The sequence below is a fragment of the Sorangium sp. So ce375 genome, assembly GCF_051473855.1.
Taxonomy (GTDB): domain Bacteria; phylum Myxococcota_A; class Polyangia; order Polyangiales; family Polyangiaceae; genus Sorangium.
This window is the reverse complement of record NZ_CP150335.1, coordinates 6912488-6929723: the sequence shown is the minus strand read 5'-3', so window position 1 is coordinate 6929723 and position 17236 is coordinate 6912488. Positions and strand designations below refer to the sequence as shown.

Sequence of the window (17236 nt, the reverse complement as noted above, 5' to 3'; positions counted from 1 at the left end):
GAGGCCGACTATCCGGGGCTGGGGTTTCCAGGCTGTTTCGTGGGGGTAAAATGCAGGGTTCGCGCGCTTTTTCCCGGAGGCGGTGGATTTTCTTGATGGCGGCGTGGGGGGTGGATGAAGAGATGAAGAGCGGAGGGCGTGGGGGGCGAGCGCGGAGGCGATTGACGCGCGGGAGGGCGAGGCGGCATGAGGGCGCGGCTGCGATTGCGCGGCTGCGCGATGGCCACCCCCGGAAGATGATGAAGACAGAGATGGTCCCTCCCTCGAAGACCGACGGTCGGAAGAGCGTCGAAGGCAGGCAGAAGGCGGAAGGGGAGAGAAACGCCGGAGGCGAGCAGAAGGCCGAGGGGAGCCCGCGCCGCATGGGTCGGCCGCGCAAGGCGCCGCAGCGGAGCGATCTTGCGCCGCGGGAGCAGATCCTGGCGGTTGCGGTCCGGCTGTTTACGGACCGGGGGGTCGCGGAGGTGTCGATGCTGGAGATCGCGCAGGCGGCGGGGCTCCGGCAGTCGTCGCTGTACTACTGGTTCCGGCGCAAGGAGCTGATCGTTGCGGAGATCCTGCAGCAGGTGAACCGGCTGCCGCTGTCGTATGCGCGGAGCCTCGAGGCGAGCGGCGAGACGGCGGACGTGCAGCTATGGCGCTTCGTGCGCTTCGACGTGCAGACGGTGTGCGGCTTCCCGCTGGAGATCACGGAGATCCACCGCTTCAGCGAGCGGGATCCGGCGGCGTTCGCGACGTACTGGGCCGAGCGGCGCGCGCTGACCGAGGCCGTGGCCGCGATGGTGGGGCGCGGGATGGGGGAGGGGAGGTTCCGCGAGGTCGATGCCTACCTGTGCGGGCTGACGGTGCTGGCCCAGGACGAGAGCGTGCAGAACTGGTGCCGTCCCGGCGGGGGAGGGCGCGTGCATCCGCTCGCGGCCAGCGATCCGGCGGCGCTGGGCTATGGGCCGGAGCAGATCGCGGAGCTCGTCGCGGATCAGACGGTCGGCGGGCTGTTGGTGCGGCCGTCGACGCTCGCGGCGCTCCGAAGGAAAGCAGGGCGACCCGACCCGGGTTGACCCAGGTTGACCCGACCCAGGTTGGCGCGACCCGACCCAGGTTGAGCGACCTGACCCCGGGGCGCGACCCGACCCAGGTTGAGCGACCTGACCCCGGGGCAGCGACCTGACCCCGCGACCCGACCCAGGTTGAGCGACCTGACCCAGGTTGGCGGAGCGGATCGCGACCCGACCCAGGTTGAGCGACCTGACCCCGGGCAGCGACCTGACCCAGGTTGCGGGCGACCGGGGCCGCAACCCTGACCTCGGGGCAGCGACCTGACCCAGGTTGGTTGACCCGACCCAGGTTGGGGGCGACCAAGGCTGCAACCCGACCCAGGTTGGGGGTGACCGACGGGTTGCGACCCGGGTTGAGGTTGGGGACCCGACCCAGGCTGACCCGACCTGACCCAGATTGACCCGCCCGGGTTGAGGTTGGGTGACCCGACCCAGGCTGACCCGACCCGACCCAGGTTGACCCGATCCGGGTTGAGGGCGACTCGACCCAGGTTGAGGTCACTCAGGTTGGGAGCGCCGAGGTTGGGAGCGCCGACCCAGGTTGGGAGCGCCGCGGGAGCGCCGACCCAGGTTGGGAGCGCCGACCCAGGTTGGGAGCGCCGCCGACCCTGGCCTCCGGCAAGGAGCTTGCTTAAGGCGCCTGGATCTTCTGCTTGACCCACCGCCCCGATTCCGTGAGCTGGCCATCCGACCAGGGACCGCCGGCGCTCGCCCCTGGCCTGAGCGCGGCGCAGGACTCGGCCTTGTCGACGATGGACCAGTTGAGCCAGCTGATGCTGTTTCTGGCCATGAAGTCGAGCCACCGCTGCGACTCGGCGAGATCCAGCGCGCCGTTCCCGCTCGAGGAGCAGGTGCCCCACTCGGTCACGAACAGCGCGAGGCCGGCGGCCATCGCGTTCGTCGCCTTGGTGCGCAGCGCATCCTTGTGCGTCGCCGCATAGAAGTGAAGCGTATAGGCGATGTTCTCGTAGTTCCTGATCGGATTCCTGGCCGCGACGTCCACGTCCTGCGACCAGTTCGGCGACCCGACGATCACGAGGTTGTCGGAGCCGGCGTTGCGGATCTCCCGGATCACCTCCTCGGCATACGATTTCACCTGCTCCCAGGTCTCGTAGTCGGGCTCGTTGAACACCTCGAAGATCACGGCGGGCTCGTCGCGGTACTCCGTCGCCATCTCCCGGAAGAAGCGCTTCGCGGCCTCCTTGTTCGGGATCGCCTCGTGATCGTGCCAGTCGATGAGCACGTAGATGCCTCTGGCGATGGCGGCATCGACGATCGCTTTGACCTTCCTCTTCTCCGCGTCCGGGTTGTGGACGTAGCCGAGCCTCTCTGTGTTGGCGGTCATCGCGGCGCGGACGACGGTCACGTTCCAGTCGTTCACGAGCGTGCCGACGGCGGACGCGTTGTAGAACTTCTCTCCCTCCCAGACGCTCCAGAACATGCTCATGCCCTTGAGCTGGAGCTCGTCCCCGTGCTCGTCGACGACGCGGTTGCCCCTCACCCTCAGGCGGCCGTGCCGCTCCACCGGCGTTGTCGCGATCGGGCCCGTGCCGGTCGAGGTGGTCGAGCTCATGCCGGTCGAGGTGGTGGTGGTCACGCTCGACGTCGACGCATCGCCGCCACCCATGCCGCCGGCGCCGCCCGAGGAAGCCGACGTGGACGCCGCGCTCGACGTCGACGCATCGCCGCCACCCATGCCGCCGGCGCCGCCCGAGGAAGCCGATGTGGACGCCGCGCTCGACGTCGACGCATCGCCGCCTCCGCCCGAGGAAGCCGACGAGGACGCCACGGTCGACACATCGCCGCCGCCGGCGCCACCCGCGCCGCCGCTGCCCGAGGAAGCCGACGACGATGCCGCGGTCGACACATCGCCGCCGCCGGTGCCACCCGCGCCGCCGCTGCCCGAGGAGGCCGACGAGGACGCCACGGTCGACGCACCATCGCCGCCCGATCCGCCAGCGCCGCCGGCGGACGCCACGGTCGACGCGCCTTCGCCGCCATTGCCGCCGCCATTGCCGCCCGTACCGCCATTGCCCCCGGCGCCGCCATTGCCGCCCGTGCCGCCCCCGTCGCCGCCCGAGGAGACCGCCGCCGACGCCACGGTCGACCCGCCGCCGCTGATCGAGGACGTCGAAGCGTCGCCGCCCCCTGATACCGAGTCTCCCAACGTGCTTTCGCACCCGAGCAGCACCATCGCCGGCAAAGCGAGCTGCAGGAATCCGCGTGTCCACCTCGGGCCGGTGAACAGCCCATGGGTCAAGTCATGATTCATCGTTTACTCCAAAGGAAGGCGTCTCGAACCGTGCGCCCGGTCTAGATCCCAGGCGTCAAGCAAGGATGTCGGCGAAGAAGGCGGTCCGCTGCATAGCAGGCCCGGCGCGACGGGTGAAGGCGAAAGTAAGAGCTCCACCGAGCCCTGGACGCTGGTACGCGCGAGTCACGCGACTCGCGCGGTTCCTGGCGGGAGCGCCCTGGCATCCTGCTCGTCGGCGCGTCGCTCGGCGCCTGATCGCGCGAGCGACCGGCGGCCCTCTCTACGCGCGGTGGAGGATCTCTCGCAGCGCGCTCTCCAGCCGGCGCTCGGTGTCGGGGTCGTCGAGCGCCGGCGTGATCTCCTCGGGCACGACCCGCGCGCGCATGATGACCCGCGCATAGATGAACGTGTCGCGCGCGTTCGGAGGGTCCCTGTCGCCGAGACAGGAACGGAGCAGCTGGTACGCTCGGCCTTTCACCACGCCTCCGCTGTTCGCGCGCTCTCGACGGTGGCGATGATCCGGTGCACCGCGGCGGAAGCGGTCTCGTGTGCCGCGAACGCGTCCCGCACGACGTGCGCCGCCTTGGCGGCGGCGCCCCCATCGAGCGTGCCCCCGAGCACGCCCTCGGCGAGACGGACGAGCGGGCTGATCTCGACCATGTCCCGCGTGAGGGATCGCGTGGCCAGGGCGAGCTCGGACGCGGCCTCGGGCGGAGCGGAGCGTGAGAGGGCCATGGCATCCTCGGCCAGCTCGGCCGCGATCGCGAACATATCCCGGTAGCAGTCGACCGCGGCGCGCAGATCGTCGGGGCTCGGCGCGAGCAGGGGCGCCTCCGGCAGCGTCGCCGCCGCGCGCTGCGCCTCGGCGATCACGGGAGCGATGGCCGTGAGGGCGCGCTCCAGCGCGCGCGCGGTCTGCCCGAACCGGGCGAGGCGCTCCTTCGCGGCGCGGCTCGGCGGCGGCGTGTCGCTCTCCAGCGCCTCGAGCCGCGCGCCGACCTCGGCGGCGAGCTTCAGGAGGCCCTCGACGACGCGCGGCTCGAAGGCGCGGGGGACGACGTCGATCACGCAGAGCGAACCGACCACGTGCCGGCCCACCCGGACGGGCACCCCCGCGTAGGCGCGGATGCCGTAACTCTCCACCAGCTCCTTGGGCACGCGCTCGTCGTGAACGGCGTCCTCGACGACGAGCGGCGCCTCGTGGCGGACCACGAGCTGACAGAACGAGCTGCGCCGTGAGGTCGCGCAGCACACGCCCAGCTCTGGCGGCAGGCCGCGGTGCGCGCGGAACAGCTGGATGTGTCGGACCACCAAGCTCACGAGCGCCATCGGCGCCCTGGCGAGCTCGGCTGCCCGCTCGACGCAGGCGTCAAGGATGGAATCCGCGTCGTCGTGCAGCAGCACGTGGTGCAGCTCGGCGAGGCGCGCGGGATCGTTCAAATCGGCCATTGGGGTGCTCTTGACGGGGCGACAGGGCGGGCTCAACCGCGAGCGCTGCCGTGGAACGGTCGCGCCCGACGTTCGAGCTTACCGCAACCCGGCGCCTCGAGGTGCCCCCTCCGGGCGCTCGACGGGCTCGGCGTTTCGCGGGCTCCACGGGCTCGGTGTTCCAGGAGACACGACCCTGCCGGCTGCCTGCGGGCCGACGGCTCCGCGCTCGCGGCCTGGCGCGGATCGCGATCGATCTCTGTCGGGTTTTTCTCCCGGCCTCCGGATGACGGAGTGAGGCGCGCGAACGGCGGGGTGATGGCCACCTCGGCGCCGCTCGGCCGCGCTCGACACCCGAACGAAAGCCCTGGGAGCAACCATGAGCCGCATTGCCCTTTTCCGCGCCGTCTCGCCGCTTGCCCTCGCCCTCCTCGTCGCCGCCCCCGGCTGCGTGGCCACCGCCGACGAGACGCAGGCCGATCCCTACGCCGAAGGCGCCCCGGCGTCGGAGGGCGCAGAGATCGGCAGCGCCGACGCCGAGCTCTTGGCCTCCGTGGACCGGGATTCGATCGCGAGCGACGCGTCGCTGTCGACGCTCACGCTCGTCGGCCTCTCCACGGGGTTCTACGTCCCTCCGCGCGTCGGCGGCGACGCCGAGTACAACGGTCACGGTCCGAGCGTGTCGCTCCAGGTCGGGCTCAGCGTCTTCAATGGCAACGAGCTCTGGGCCGCTGTCTCGATGGATGCGCTGGAGACCAAGAGCGACTGGACCCGCGCCGCTGGGACGGCCTGGTACCGCCTGCACGTCGCGAGCAGCCCGATCGTGGATGTGGTCAGCCCGAACGACTTCAGCCACGCGTACACGGACACGGACCACGCCCACGACATCTTCTCGTTCGCGCCGGAGAGCCTCGTCAACAAGCTGGACTACGTCGGCGACACGAAGGGGAATGACGCGGGGACGAAGACGGGTGTGAGGGTCTATTTCAACCCCATCACGATCGTGACCGAATAACGGGGAGCGATGCGCTCCGAGGCCGCGGGCTGGTGCCGCGGTCGACCAAGCTCGTCCCTGGTGGCGCGTGAGGTGTTGCCGAGCCGCCGGCCGCCTGAAAGAGGGCTAGCCGCGCGCAACCAGGGAAGTCCTTGGGCGTCGTCGCTGGTGCGGAGGAGCAGATGCTCCGGGGGGTCGGCCTGCTGCTGATGCTCGAGCTGCCCGGACGATGTGGCCGAGTACCCCGACATGAGGCGTCGAGTGGGAGGAACTCCAGGTTCTTTGTCCTGTGCACGCCCGTTCACGGCCGCCCTCACGACGTCTTCCGCCGGCGCGCTCCCTCGACGCTCACGAGGTCCACACCATGTTCACGACGATGCTTCCCAGCTCGACCGACGCAGCTCGAGTCCACCGGTTCGGCGGCCCCGAGGTCATCACCATCGAAAAGGTGCCGGTCCCGCTGCCTGGCCCGGGCGAGGTGCTGGTCCGCGTCGCGGCGGCCGGGGTCGGGCCGTGGGACGCCTGGATTCGTGCCGGCAAGAGCGTGCTGCCCCAGCCGCTGCCGCTGACGCTCGGCTCGGACCTCGCTGGTACCGTGGTTGCGCTCGGCTCCGAGGTGACTGGCCTCGCGCGGGGCGCAGCGGTCTTTGGCGTCGCCAACAGGCGCTTCACCGGCGCACACGCGGACTATGCCGTGGCGCAGGCGCGCATGATGGCGTGCAAGCCTCTCCGGTTCGACGACGTGCAGGCCGCCTCCGTGCCGGTCATCGCCGTCACGGCGTGGCAGGCGCTGTTCGATCAGGCCCAGCTCGAAGCCGGACAGACCGTGCTGGTGCACGGTGCGGCCGGCAGCGTCGGCGCGTACGCGGTGCAGCTCGCGCGCCGGGCCCGCGCCTGTGTGATCGCGACGGCCTCGGCCAAAGATCGCGACTTTGTCCGCAGTCTCGGTGCGGACGTCGTCGTGGACTACCGGAGCGAGCGCTTCGAGGATGCCGCCAAGGACGTCGATGCCGTCATCGACCTCGTCAGTGGCGACACGCAGGCACGGTCCTTTGCCGTGCTCAAACCACGTGGCACCCTGGTCTCGGCGGTGTCGACCCCTGACCAGGAGGAGGCCTCCCGTCGCGGCGTGCGGGCAAGCTTCTTTCTCGTCGACGTCACGACGGCCCACCTCGACCGCATCGCCGCCCTGCTCGACGCAGGCGAGCTCTCGGTCGACATCGGCGCCGTGCTGCCGCTCGCCGAGGTGCGCGGCGCGCATGAGATGCTCGACGGCACCCGCCCCCGCCCGCGTGGCAAGATCGTTTTGGCAATGGCGACTGCTCGCTGAGGTCGAGAGCAGCGGCCCTCCACCGGCCGTCTTCAGAGCGCTCAGGATGTCGGCACGTCCCACGCGACGTTCAGCGCGGTCGGACCGCGGTGCACGAGGTTGGGCATGTACGAGAGCGGCGCGTCGTCGGCGAGGCGGGCGCCCCGCAGGCGTCGCGTCAGCTCGTCGAGCGCGATCGAGCCTTCCATGCGCGCGAGCTGCGCGCCGACGCAGAAGTGCGGGCCGCGCCCGAACGCGAGGTTCGGCCCGGCCGCGCGCTCGATATCGAACCGCTCCGGGTCCTTCACGCCGGGCAGGTCCCGGTTGGCGGATCCGAACAGCACGAACACCCGCGCACCGCGCGGCAGGGCCACCCCTCGGATCCGGCAGTCCTCGCTCACGGTGCGCGTTATTCCCTGCACGGGCGCATCGAAGCGCATGGCCTCCTCGAGCACGCCGGGGATCACCTCCGGCCGATCGCGCAGCGCCTGCCAGGCGCCGGGCGCGCGCAGGATCGACACGAGCGCGTTGCCGATCATGTTCGTCGTGGTCAGGTGCGCCGCGAAGATCAGCACGCACAGCGTGCCCACAAGCTCCTGCGTGTCGAGCGGGCTCTCGCCCTCCGCGCGCGCCTCGATGAGCTCGGTCACCAGATCGGGGCGAGGGTTCGCCCGGTGGTCCTCGACGAGGGCGCGCAGAAAATCGCGGTACGCGACGATGCTGCGCGCCAGCTCCGCGCGCTGCTCCTCGGGCAGGAAACCCATGAGGAACATGGTCTCGTCGTCGCACCACCGCTTCACCTGCTCCATCTCCGAGAGCGGGATCCCGAAGAGCTGGCTGGTCACGCGGATCGGCAGCGGCGTGGCGAAGCGCGCCATCAACTCCGCGTGCCCGTCCTTCTCGAACCCGCCCACCAGCTCGCTCGTGATCGCGCGGATGAACGGCTCCATCCTCGCCGCGAGGCGCGGCCCCGCGAGCGCCCTGCTCACGAGGCCGCGCACCCGCGTGTGGACCGGCGGATCGCTCGACAGGAGCGGATATACGCCGCTCCGGTCCTTGCCCAGGATCGCCAGCAGCTCGGGCGAGGGCTCCTGCATCGGCGCGAGGACCTGCGCCGAGCTGAACCGCACCGGATCCTTGACCACGGCCGCGACGTCCTCGTGACGCGAGACGAACCACATCCCGAAGCTCGGGTTGAACACCACCGGCGCCTCGCGCCGGAGCTCCTCGAAGAGGGGATAAGGATCCTCCAGGTGCGGGGGAACGAGGTGGTTGAACGCGCGGGTGGTCTCGTTCGACATGGTCGCGATGCTCCGGGCAGAGTGGTGGGGAGGTTATCCTCCGGACGACTGATCGAATACCACCTTCCGAGGGGCGCGAGGTAGTCCGACGTCGACGTCCAGGCGCCAGGCTCAGGAGCCTCGGGATCCGAGAGCTCGCGCCGGCCGACCCGTCGCCTCGATCTGCGAACAGAGGCGAAGCGGAGGCGCAACCGTGCTGATTGACTATTTGGCCATCAGCTTGCTCACGCGCTCGAGGTTCGCCTTCATCTCCGGAAGGGCCGGATCCGACGCCGCTGTCGCTTTTTGCACTGCAATCTCGAAATTGGCCTTCGCCAGATCCAGCTGACCGCCGTCCTCGTATGCTTGGCCGAGCGTGTTATGAGCGCCGGGCGAGTTCGGGTGGAGCTCGACGCTGAGCTTGAAGGCGGCCATGGCCTCGTCGCGGTGCTTTTCGTAGCGGTTGAAAGCGAAGCCGTTGAGCAGCGCTTCCGTGAGCTTCACCTCGAAGTGGAATTTCTTCGAGAGGGCCTCGTAGTGGGCTTGCAGCGCCTTGACCGTGGCGACCTCCGGCGGCGCCTCCCAGCCCGTGAACAGCTTTTCGAGCGCGTCGTACGTGCTGCGGTGTGTGATGGATCCGTGGGTCTCGCGGTCCAGGTGCTTGAACTCCCACTCCAGCCCTTTCGGGGCGTTGGCCTTCAGGACCGCTGCAAATGCCGTGACATCTCCGAGCATGGATCCGGATTCGTTCCCCATGGTCATGTACAGGAACGCTTGGAGGCTTTCGTGGCTCGCGAAGGATTTCTCCGCGGCGCGGAGCACGACCTTGTCGTCCCACCACAGGCTCGGGCTCATGGCGACGTAGGCATTGAACGTGTCGGGCGCGCTCGTGAGCGTGTGAAGCCCGAAGAGACCTCCGAAGGAGTGGCCGACAAGGATACGGTACGGCGCGGTGCGATAGGCACCCTCGATGCGCGGCCGGAGCTCGTCTTTCAGGAAGGAGAGGAACTTGCCGGCGCCGCCGGTGCCCGGCTTGTCCTTCAGCGGCGTCGGCGTCAGATCGCGCTCGCGGCTGTCGCCCGTGTTCACGACGCCGACGACGATCATCTCCGGCGCCCGCCCGGCCGCGCTCAGGAACGTGGTGATCCCCGTGGTGTGGTGGAACTGCTCTTCGCCATCGAGCAGATAGAGCACCGGGTAAACGGATTTGCCCTCCTTGTAGCTCTCCGGCGTGTGCACCAGGAGGGGGCGCTCTTCGCCCAGGATGGTTGATTGGACGATCTGCCGCTCGCCAATGATGATGGCAGTATCCGCCGCTTTTGCGGGCGGGGCCGCGGGGGCGACGGCGCTGGCTTGTTGCGGCAGATTCGACGCCGAGGGAGGCCGCGACGGGGTATCGCAAGCAGCGCTCGATCCCGCTAGCCATCCGGTCGAAAGGAGCAGCGCGAGCATGTCGCGCACATCACGGGACGAGGTCATCGGCAGAGCATAGACGGGAGCGAGATCCGCGCACAATGAACAGTGGATCATTTGTGCGTCACGCGCCGCTCACGCCCGTTTCGGCGGGGTCCTCATCGGCGAGCCCTTCGATTCCGTCGACCATCACTGGAACACTTTGCTCGGCGAGCCCCCGAGCTGATCGTCTGCCCTTCCGCCAGGGTGCCGTCGTGAGTCGCCTCCGCTTCAAAACGCCAGCTGCGTGTACGAGCCGCGGCCCCTCTCCCACCTCTCCTGGTCCTCCCTGTAGTGCGTCGTATGATGCCAGGCGACCACATGCAGCCAGCGTCTCAAAGCCTCCTTCATCGACAGGTGCTCGCGTGCACGGAATCCTCCTGCCTCGACGGTTCGCCATGCAGAGAGCAGGATGTTCTGCAAGACATCTTCTCGGTCGCACTCTGGAACCTTGAGCCGGCGCAGCACGTCCCTGATCGTGGAGCTGTGCTGAACGATGGCGTCGAAGGAGACTCCTACCCAGGCGCGCATGCCCACGTCCACCGAATGCGAGGCACGGCTGCGCTCACCCATGGCTTCCTACTCCCGGAAGTGTCGTGTTCAGCGGAGAGCGCTCCGCGTCCTCCCAATCGGACGCGTTGGCGGAGCTCTCCCCCCATTCGTCGTGCTGTAGCGGGGAGCTCGTCGGCGTCCCAGCGCGACGGGCCAGCTCTACCCCCGTGGCGGCGCGGACAGGGAGCGCCGCCCGGAGCCGGGGCTGTGGAGGCGGCGGGAGCTTCGCCCGCGGGCTCCTGGTCGCAAGCTCGGGAGACGGTATCACGGGCGGCGGAACGTCGACCGCACGAGGAGGTACCGTGGGCGGAGTCGGCGGTTCCGAGCTTGGCCTCGTCGATGCAGCCCGACGCGCCGAGCTCTCGCGCTTTGTGACAGGCTCGCCGACCTGGATCACCACGGTCTCCTCGGCGTCCGTCCGGTAGTCGTCGTGCAGCCGCCACAAGCGCTCCCAGTACCGCGCCGGCGCGCCCGTGAAGCCCTCCAGCTGCCGCGCGAGGCCGGGCGTTATCGACAGATCGCTCTTCAGCAGCCGCTCCACCTCGCTCGGGCCCAGCCCCGTGCTCTCCCCCAATTTCTGCTTCCACGAAGGAGCCGTAGCGCAGAACGATTCGAGGACTCTCCCCGGCCATGGGATCGGGCGCGCGCGGGCGCCCATCAGCTCTGCGAGCGCCGCGTCGACATGACAGTCCAGCAGGCGCCGGTATCGGTCCCGCTCCTCCGCTGCTTTCTCCTTCGCGTCGGTGAGAGCCGACATCTCGTCATCGTGCGCGTGCTCACGCGCCTCGCGAAGCCCGCGCTCCCGTCCCAGCGCTTCGCGCGCCGTGACCGCGAAACCGATCGCGACGCAGGCTATCATCGCGAACCCGAGCGGCGAGAGAAGCCACATCGCACCGAGTAGATCCTCCATCGTATTCATCTCGTTCCATTTCCTGGACGTGATCGTTCTTGCCGGGAACAAGGTGGATCTCCGCCTTGTGCAGTCCGGAGACATCGCCTGCGTCACCGCCTGGTATCTGTCGGAGGATCGCCGAGGGCTCAGCGCAGCTGTCGAAGGAGTGCGTCGCGCTCGGCGGCGAGCCGCCCGCCGGGGAACTCTCGCGCGTGCGACTTCAGCAGACGAATCGCCTCCACGTCGGCCATGGTGTCTCCGGACTCGATGGCCCTCCGGGCCTGGTTGATCAGACTCCTCTCACGCTCGCTGGTGGTCGATCGACCGTCGCTCGCCGGAGACGCGGGGCGCCGCTCTGTCGCGGTCGAGGGAGCGGGCGCGCTGCTCGCAACCGCCTGCGCGCGCGCGCTTCCTTGCTCCCTGGGCGACGACATCTCGTGCGCGGCCGGCGCCGCGGCGCTGTGCGCACGCGCTGCACCGGAAGACGCCGCGGCGTCCTGCGCTGCGGGCAGGGTGGCAGGGACACGAACCGCCTCCGCGAGCCATGCTTCCAGGTCGACCAAGCGCGGCACTGAGGAGATGACCGCGCCTGTCAGCACGACGAGCGCGCACTGAACGAAAATCCTCACGCCCAGATGGCGCAGCGAGTCCACCCACGACGCGCGACGCCCGAAGCCCAGCGCGAGTGGCATGCAGGCGCTGTCGTCCCGTCCCTGAGAGCGCTGCTGCGCCTGCCACCGCTCCCGCTGCACCCGGAGCTCTTTGTGCGCCCGCCAGTGTCTCGTCTTCACCGTGCCCAGCGGCAGTCCCTGCTCGGCGGCGATCTCGGCGAGCGGGACCTCCTGCAGGTCGTGCTTGATCAAGAGATCCCGGTACTTGGGATCGAGCTGGTCGATCAGCTGCCGCGTGAGCTCCTCCCGCTGCCGCCTCCGGAGCAGCTCCTCGGGCGTGGGACACTCATCTCGGATCTCGCACTCATCGAACGACGTCAGCACCTCGCCGCGGCTGCGTGCGTTACGGACGTGGTTGCGCGCCTGGTTGACGGCGATCGTGACGCGGTACGGGGCTGGGTCTCCACCCGGATCGAGCCGCTTTTCGGCCTCCAGCCCCCGCAGCAGCGCTTCCTGGGCGACATCCTCGGCGTTTCGCGCCGGCACCCCATGGCGCCGGGCGAGGCGCCGGAAGAGCTCGAAGCCGGGGGCGACGGTCGCTGGCTTGTCCACGGTAGGCAGCACACTTGAGCCGGCCAAAACGCTTCACGAAAATGAGGCGAGGAGCGATTTAGGTCGGATAATGTAATTCAATGTAGGCTGATTAGCTACGATTGCCTGTGCCAGTGGACGGCTGAGCTCATTACATCAGCAGTCCAAAAATTCTCTCTGAAACAGTCGAAATATTGTGATTTCTGTCGATTGACGCCGAGCAGCCGGCGTCAGTACCGTGCCTGGATGCGTTGCATCGCGCATTCGCTCTCGATTTTTCTTGCGTTCGGGGCCGCCACAGGCTTCGCGAGCTCGGCCAGCGCGGATGGCGTCCAAGCCAAGGCGAACCCGAGCGGCACTTCATCGGTGAAGGACCATGTTCGCCGTGGGCAGCGAGCGCGCAATGCCGGGCTGTGGATCGAGGCACACGCGGCCTACAAGGCTGCTTTGGAGGGCGCAGATCCGGCGACCAGCACCGAGCGAGAGCGCGCGGAGATCGCCGGCGAGCTCGGCCTTTGCGAGGTTGCGCTGCACAGGTACCGCGACGCGGCCGAGCACCTGGCCAGGAGCCTGGAACAGCGCGAAGCGCTGCCAGGTGCGCTCCAGCGGCGATTCGAGGCAGGGCAGCGCGAGGCAGCGAAGCGCGTCGCGATGCTCGTGCTCGGGGTCGATCCGCCCGACGCCGAGGTGCTCATCGACGGCGAGCGCATCGGGCGGACCGCGCGGACCTACACGCTCTTCTTCGAGCCGGGCAAACACATGGTGCGGGGCCGTGCATCGGGCCACGCGGACGCGTTTCATTCATTCCTCGCCTTGCCGGGCGCGGAGCACGAGATCACGATGCAGCTGCCCCTTGCGGCGGCGAGCAGCGCCAAGCAGCCGTCGCCGGTATCACCGAGGGACACGCCGCAGGCCCTGAGCTCTTCGCCCGCCGTGCGGAGCCGGCCGCGCAGCCCCTGGACATCGTGGCCAGGCACCCTGCGCATCACCGGTATCGGGTTGACCTTGGCGACAGGCTCGCTCGGTGCGGTCTTCATGGTTCGCGCGAGGACCGCCGACGGAGACCTGGACGAGCGGAACGCGAAGCTCGACGCCGCGGGGGTCTCTCAAGGGGCGTGTCGGGAAGCGCCAAAGCCCTCCGCGTGCTCCGAGCTGAAGGACCTCCGACAAGAGCGAGATCTCTTCGCCGGGCTCGGCACGGCGATGGTGGTGACGAGCGGTGTGGTGGGCGCTGCGACCCTGGCTTCGTTCTTCACGGACCTCTCCTTCCTGCAGGCTGACCCGACCAGAGCTCGGCTCGCGCTGGTTCCGACGGTCGCGCCGGCGCAGGCTGGTCTCGTGGCGTACGGCGCGTGGTGATCAGGAGCGAGGACATGCCTCTTCTCGAACCGCGACGAATGCGGCTGCTGCTCACCGTAGGCACCCTCTTCACGACCGGTGTGGGCGGCCTCTCGGGGTGCACTTACGACGACAGCTGCTACGACGAACGTCTCTGCTTCACGCCACCGCAGTCTCTCTGTGACGGCGACCCGGCCACGGCGATGGCGCTCGACGAATGCGGGGTGTTCGTCAGCGAGCAGGGCGACGACAACGGCGCCGGCACGAAGCGAGCGCCGGTGAGGACCTTGCAACACGCCGTCGCGCTCGCGTCGAGCGGAAGAGGCGGCGGTGAGGCGCCGACCCGGCGCGTGTACATTTGCAGCGGGGCATTCGCGGAGGAGATCACGCTGCCGTCCGGGGTCGACCTCTGGGGAAGCCGTCGATGTGACGACGGCGGTGATTGGTCGCACGAATGGTCGTTCGGCGGGCCGAACGCGTCGACCGCCATCGCGCCGTCCAAGGGGATCCCGGTGCGGGTCCTCCGGGGGGAGGGTGCAATCAACGCAGCGGACGATGCGGTGTCCGTGATCGTCGGCGTGCGTGTCGAGGCGGCGGATGCGTCCGCGGACGATGGCAAGTCGTCGGTCGCGATGATCTTGAGCCCGGGGGCCAAGGCGATCGTGCGGGACAGCGTGATCGTCGCCGGGAACGGCAAAGACGGGGAGCCGGGAGAGGACGCGCCCAGCGTCCCCGCCAAGGAGGGGGTTTGGGGGATCGACGGCGCAGACGCCTGCACCGCGGACTTCGCCAAGGGAGCTCTCCCGGTCGTGACCGTGTGCGACGACGGCGTCGAGTCCACTGGAGGCTACGGGGGCGACGGCGGGCTCGAATCGGGGGGTGATGGGGGGCCCGGATGGCCGGAGTCGAAGGAGAATCCGGAGGGCGGGGGCAACGCAGGCAGGGGCGCGGGGAGTTCGCCTTGCAGAGATGGCGAAACCGGCAAGAAGGGGCCCGACGCCGATCGCGCCGACGGCGCGGTTGGCGCAGGCTATCTCACCGAAGACGGTTGGATGGGCATCCGCGGGGAGGACGGGAAGAGAGGCGGCGTCGGCCAGGGGGGCGGCGGTGGAGGCGGCAGCAAGTCGCGAGGCGAGATGGTGGCGTGTCGCGTGGGACGGCCCCAGGCCGGCGCTGCTGGCGGCTCGGGGGGGAGCGGCGGCTGCGGTGGCCGGGGAGGCAAGGGCGGCAGCTATGGCGGGTCGAGCATCGGCGTTGTGGCGTTGCAGGCGAGCGCGGTGACGCTCGAGGCGACTCGGGTGATTACGGGCAACGGCGGCAATGGCGGCGTCGGCGGCACGGGCCAACCGGGCGGCGGTGGTTCCGTCGGCGGCTATGGTGGGAAGCCTCCTCCCGGTGTTGGTGAAATGTGGCCCGCGTGCAGCGGCGGCCTCGGAGGCGCCGGCGGTCGCGGGGGGGACGCCGGCGGCGGCCTCGGAGGCTCCTCCTATGGCGTCGCTGCTCACAACGCCTACGTGGGCATCGGGCCGGACGCCCCTGTACAGCTTGGAAGACCTGGCGAGGGCGGTCTCGCAGGCAATGCAGCGCCCGATGACGAGGTGGGGAAGGGCCAGAGGGGCGACTCCATGCCTTACCGTCAATTCGACGTGCCCAGTCCCGCCCCGCCCCGCTGATTGTCCCCCGCTGCCACGATAAGCGATCGAGGAAGAACGATGCGAACCACACGAGCGATCTATCTGTCTCCCGCGCTGCTGCTCGCCGTGGCCGGCTGCGGCACGGCGCCGGGCCCCAACGAGCCTGGCGGAGCGGCGTGCGACGGCGGCTCGTCGTGTCACGACGAGCCGCCTCCGGAGTCGGTCTGTCTCGAGCGTCTCGCCGCCGATGTGTGGGAAGATGGATGCGGCGTGTTCGTGGGCGGCGTCTGGGGCAGCGGCGACGACGCGAACCCCGGTACGACAAAAGACAAGCCGGTGCGCACGCTGCAGCGCGGCGTGGAGCTCGCCCGTACCGGCCGAGGGCGCGTCTTCGCGTGCGCCGACGGGTTCTTCGGGCCCCTGACGCTGCCTTCCGGCGTGGATCTCATCGGTGGTTTCGGCTGCGTGAGCTGGAAGCGCCAGGAGGACACGCGCTCCGTGCTTCAGCTCTCGGACAAGGCAGACATCGTCCTGACGGTTGTGCCGGCGAGCGATGGCGACACGGGCGCCGCGGACGGGGTATCGACGATCGTCGACATGATTGTGACGGCGTGGGGCCCGATCACGATGCTTGTTCGCTCCAACACGGCCGTTGAGCTCATCCGAAGCGAGATCCGCACAGACTGGGGATGGGCAGGCCATGATGGCGAGGAATGGCCCGGGCTGAACCGCGCGGCGGACGGGGCTGATGGCGTGTACGGCGGCGATGCGTGCTCGGGAGCCGTCGTGCCCGGCGGCCCAGCGGTGGTGAACCCGTGCGACGGCGGAATCCCGAGCATCGGCGGGAAAGGAGGGGACGGGCTTCCCGACGACGCTGGCGACGGGGACGACGGGCAACCGAACGTGATGTCCGACACGAACGACGGACATGGCGGCGACGGGGATCACGGGGATATCCCAGGTTTCACCTGCGGCTCGGGGTTCTACGGGATATACGGCGCGCCCGGTACTGTCGGTGCCCCCGGCGAGGGCATCGGGCGCATCGGCGAGGTGGGGTGGGAGGCCGATTGGGCAGGCGATGGCACCAGGGGCATGCCCGGCCAAGGCGGCGGCGGGGGCGGTGGCCGTCGAGGCGGCTTCGCCGCGTGCGGCGTGGCCTCGAAGGGAGGCGCCGGCGGCGGCTCCGGAGGCGCCGGCGGCTGCGGTGGGCGAGGCGGCCGAGGGGGCGAGAACGGCCACCCGACGATCGGGATCGTCGCGCTCCACGCCAACCTGACGGTACGCGACACCGTGATCGAGACGCTCGCCGGGGGGCCGGGTGGCGACGGTGGGCTACCCGAGCAAGGCGGCAAAGGCGGTCGAGGAGCATCGGGCGGCGCCGTGGGGGACGGCACGTGGTCCTGTCCGGGTGCCAAAGGCGGTCGAGGGGGCGATGGCGGCTACGGCGGCCCCGGGCGCGGCGGAGACTCGATCGGGATCGCCTACCTCGACGAGGACCAGCTCACGCTCGAGGGCGTCGCCTACAAGCTCGGACCTCCGGGCAAGGGCGGCATCAGCTGGGACTCGTCCGGCAAGATGATCACGGGCGAGGAAGGGAACGCCGTCAAGACGCTTCGGTTTCCGGAGTAGGAACAGCGCGCAGGTGCTCTCGCAGGAGGACGTCGAGTCGGTCACTGGAATTCCCGCACGCATCTTCCTAGACACGATCCGCGCGCCAGGCTTCACGCTGCCAGTCACGAAGCTCGGCAAGCCGCGCCTCCTCCAGCGCGAGGCGTTCATCGCCTATCGCCAGGCCCGCTGTTCGTGTGTGGACGTGATCTAGATCTGACCGGCGGTCGCGTCCGGC

At 69.5% G+C, this 17236-nt stretch carries 16 protein-coding genes; 8 read left to right on the top strand and 8 right to left on the bottom strand.

Annotated elements, in window-relative coordinates:
• The first annotated feature begins 251 nt into the window (after window positions 1-251).
• On the top strand, window positions 252-1058 hold the full coding sequence (locus WME90_RS25695; RefSeq protein WP_437274631.1) for a TetR/AcrR family transcriptional regulator: 807 nt from the start codon (window positions 252-254) through the stop codon (window positions 1056-1058).
• A gap of 628 nt (window positions 1059-1686) precedes the next feature.
• On the opposite strand, the gene WME90_RS25690 is transcribed toward WME90_RS25695, so the two are convergent.
• Window positions 1687-2652 (bottom strand): glycoside hydrolase family 5 protein, encoded by a 966-nt coding sequence (locus WME90_RS25690; RefSeq protein ID WP_437274630.1) that lies wholly within the window; start codon window positions 2650-2652, stop codon window positions 1687-1689.
• Here WME90_RS25690 and WME90_RS25685 point away from each other — a divergent pair.
• The gene (locus WME90_RS25685) at window positions 2627-3322 is read left to right on the top strand and encodes a hypothetical protein (protein ID WP_437274629.1); all 696 of its coding nucleotides are present in this window, start codon (window positions 2627-2629) and stop codon (window positions 3320-3322) included. The two genes, WME90_RS25690 and WME90_RS25685, sit on opposite strands and share 26 nt — an antisense overlap.
• A 267-nt stretch (window positions 3323-3589) precedes the next feature.
• Here WME90_RS25685 and WME90_RS25680 read toward each other — a convergent pair whose 3' ends face one another.
• Entirely contained in the window at window positions 3590-3790 is a 201-nt protein-coding gene (locus WME90_RS25680; protein ID WP_437274628.1) for a hypothetical protein, read from the bottom strand.
• On the bottom strand, window positions 3784-4758 hold the full coding sequence (locus WME90_RS25675; RefSeq protein ID WP_437274627.1) for a GAF domain-containing protein: 975 nt from the start codon (window positions 4756-4758) through the stop codon (window positions 3784-3786). The genes WME90_RS25680 and WME90_RS25675 overlap by 7 nt, the downstream gene beginning before the upstream one ends.
• A gap of 358 nt (window positions 4759-5116) precedes the next feature.
• On the opposite strand from WME90_RS25675, the gene WME90_RS25670 reads away from it, so the two are divergent.
• Both WME90_RS25670 and WME90_RS25665 read left to right on the top strand, forming a co-directional pair.
• Entirely contained in the window at window positions 5117-5752 is a 636-nt protein-coding gene (locus WME90_RS25670) for a hypothetical protein (RefSeq protein ID WP_437274626.1), read from the top strand.
• Window positions 5753-6095: 343 nt separating this feature from the next.
• On the top strand, window positions 6096-7061 hold the full coding sequence (locus WME90_RS25665; RefSeq protein ID WP_437274625.1) for an NADP-dependent oxidoreductase: 966 nt from the start codon (window positions 6096-6098) through the stop codon (window positions 7059-7061).
• Window positions 7062-7102: 41 nt separating this feature from the next.
• Here the strand turns inward: WME90_RS25665 and WME90_RS25660 are convergent, their stop codons facing one another.
• The 5 genes from WME90_RS25660 to WME90_RS25640 all read right to left on the bottom strand — a co-directional run bounded on the left by WME90_RS25660 (window position 7103) and on the right by WME90_RS25640 (window position 12439).
• Entirely contained in the window at window positions 7103-8341 is a 1239-nt protein-coding gene (locus tag WME90_RS25660) for a cytochrome P450 (protein WP_437274624.1), read from the bottom strand.
• Window positions 8342-8545: 204 nt separating this feature from the next.
• Window positions 8546-9772 (bottom strand): alpha/beta hydrolase-fold protein, encoded by a 1227-nt coding sequence (locus WME90_RS25655; RefSeq protein ID WP_437274623.1) that lies wholly within the window; start codon window positions 9770-9772, stop codon window positions 8546-8548.
• Between the two features lie 231 nt (window positions 9773-10003).
• The gene (locus WME90_RS25650) at window positions 10004-10345 is read right to left on the bottom strand and encodes a hypothetical protein (protein ID WP_437274622.1); all 342 of its coding nucleotides are present in this window, start codon (window positions 10343-10345) and stop codon (window positions 10004-10006) included.
• Complete coding sequence (locus WME90_RS25645) at window positions 10338-11081, bottom strand: helix-turn-helix transcriptional regulator (protein ID WP_437274621.1); 744 nt, start codon at window positions 11079-11081, stop codon at window positions 10338-10340. The genes WME90_RS25650 and WME90_RS25645 overlap by 8 nt, the downstream gene beginning before the upstream one ends.
• A 281-nt stretch (window positions 11082-11362) precedes the next feature.
• Window positions 11363-12439: an RNA polymerase sigma factor gene (locus WME90_RS25640; RefSeq protein ID WP_437274620.1), complete on the bottom strand. Its 1077-nt coding sequence runs from the start codon at window positions 12437-12439 to the stop codon at window positions 11363-11365.
• Between the two features lie 426 nt (window positions 12440-12865).
• Here WME90_RS25640 and WME90_RS25635 point away from each other — a divergent pair, with 426 nt between their 5' ends.
• The 4 genes from WME90_RS25635 to WME90_RS25620 are packed head-to-tail and all read left to right on the top strand — an operon-like array spanning window position 12866 to window position 17212.
• Entirely contained in the window at window positions 12866-13777 is a 912-nt protein-coding gene (locus WME90_RS25635; protein WP_437274619.1) for a PEGA domain-containing protein, read from the top strand.
• Window positions 13778-13791: 14 nt separating this feature from the next.
• On the top strand, window positions 13792-15429 hold the full coding sequence (locus WME90_RS25630; RefSeq protein ID WP_437274618.1) for a hypothetical protein: 1638 nt from the start codon (window positions 13792-13794) through the stop codon (window positions 15427-15429).
• Window positions 15430-15468: 39 nt separating this feature from the next.
• The gene (locus tag WME90_RS25625; protein ID WP_437274617.1) at window positions 15469-17019 is read left to right on the top strand and encodes a hypothetical protein; all 1551 of its coding nucleotides are present in this window, start codon (window positions 15469-15471) and stop codon (window positions 17017-17019) included.
• A gap of 13 nt (window positions 17020-17032) precedes the next feature.
• Window positions 17033-17212: a hypothetical protein gene (locus WME90_RS25620; RefSeq protein WP_437274616.1), complete on the top strand. Its 180-nt coding sequence runs from the start codon at window positions 17033-17035 to the stop codon at window positions 17210-17212.
• Window positions 17213-17236: the final 24 nt, after the last annotated feature.

Bases quoted from the DNA above. Each gene is read 5' to 3' on its own strand.
- WME90_RS25695 (WP_437274631.1), top strand. From the start codon at position 252: ATGGTCCCTCCCTCGAAGACCGACGGTCGGAAGAGCGTCGAAGGCAGG.
- WME90_RS25685 (WP_437274629.1), top strand. From the start codon at position 2,627: ATGCCGGTCGAGGTGGTGGTGGTCACGCTCGACGTCGACGCATCGCCG.
- WME90_RS25675 (WP_437274627.1), bottom strand. From the start codon at position 4,758: ATGGCCGATTTGAACGATCCCGCGCGCCTCGCCGAGCTGCACCACGTG.
- WME90_RS25670 (WP_437274626.1), top strand. From the start codon at position 5,117: ATGAGCCGCATTGCCCTTTTCCGCGCCGTCTCGCCGCTTGCCCTCGCC.
- WME90_RS25665 (WP_437274625.1), top strand. From the start codon at position 6,096: ATGTTCACGACGATGCTTCCCAGCTCGACCGACGCAGCTCGAGTCCAC.
- WME90_RS25660 (WP_437274624.1), bottom strand. From the start codon at position 8,341: ATGTCGAACGAGACCACCCGCGCGTTCAACCACCTCGTTCCCCCGCAC.
- WME90_RS25655 (WP_437274623.1), bottom strand. From the start codon at position 9,772: ATGCTCGCGCTGCTCCTTTCGACCGGATGGCTAGCGGGATCGAGCGCT.
- WME90_RS25650 (WP_437274622.1), bottom strand. From the start codon at position 10,345: ATGGGTGAGCGCAGCCGTGCCTCGCATTCGGTGGACGTGGGCATGCGC.
- WME90_RS25645 (WP_437274621.1), bottom strand. From the start codon at position 11,081: ATGTCGGCTCTCACCGACGCGAAGGAGAAAGCAGCGGAGGAGCGGGAC.
- WME90_RS25630 (WP_437274618.1), top strand. From the start codon at position 13,792: ATGCCTCTTCTCGAACCGCGACGAATGCGGCTGCTGCTCACCGTAGGC.
- WME90_RS25625 (WP_437274617.1), top strand. From the start codon at position 15,469: ATGCGAACCACACGAGCGATCTATCTGTCTCCCGCGCTGCTGCTCGCC.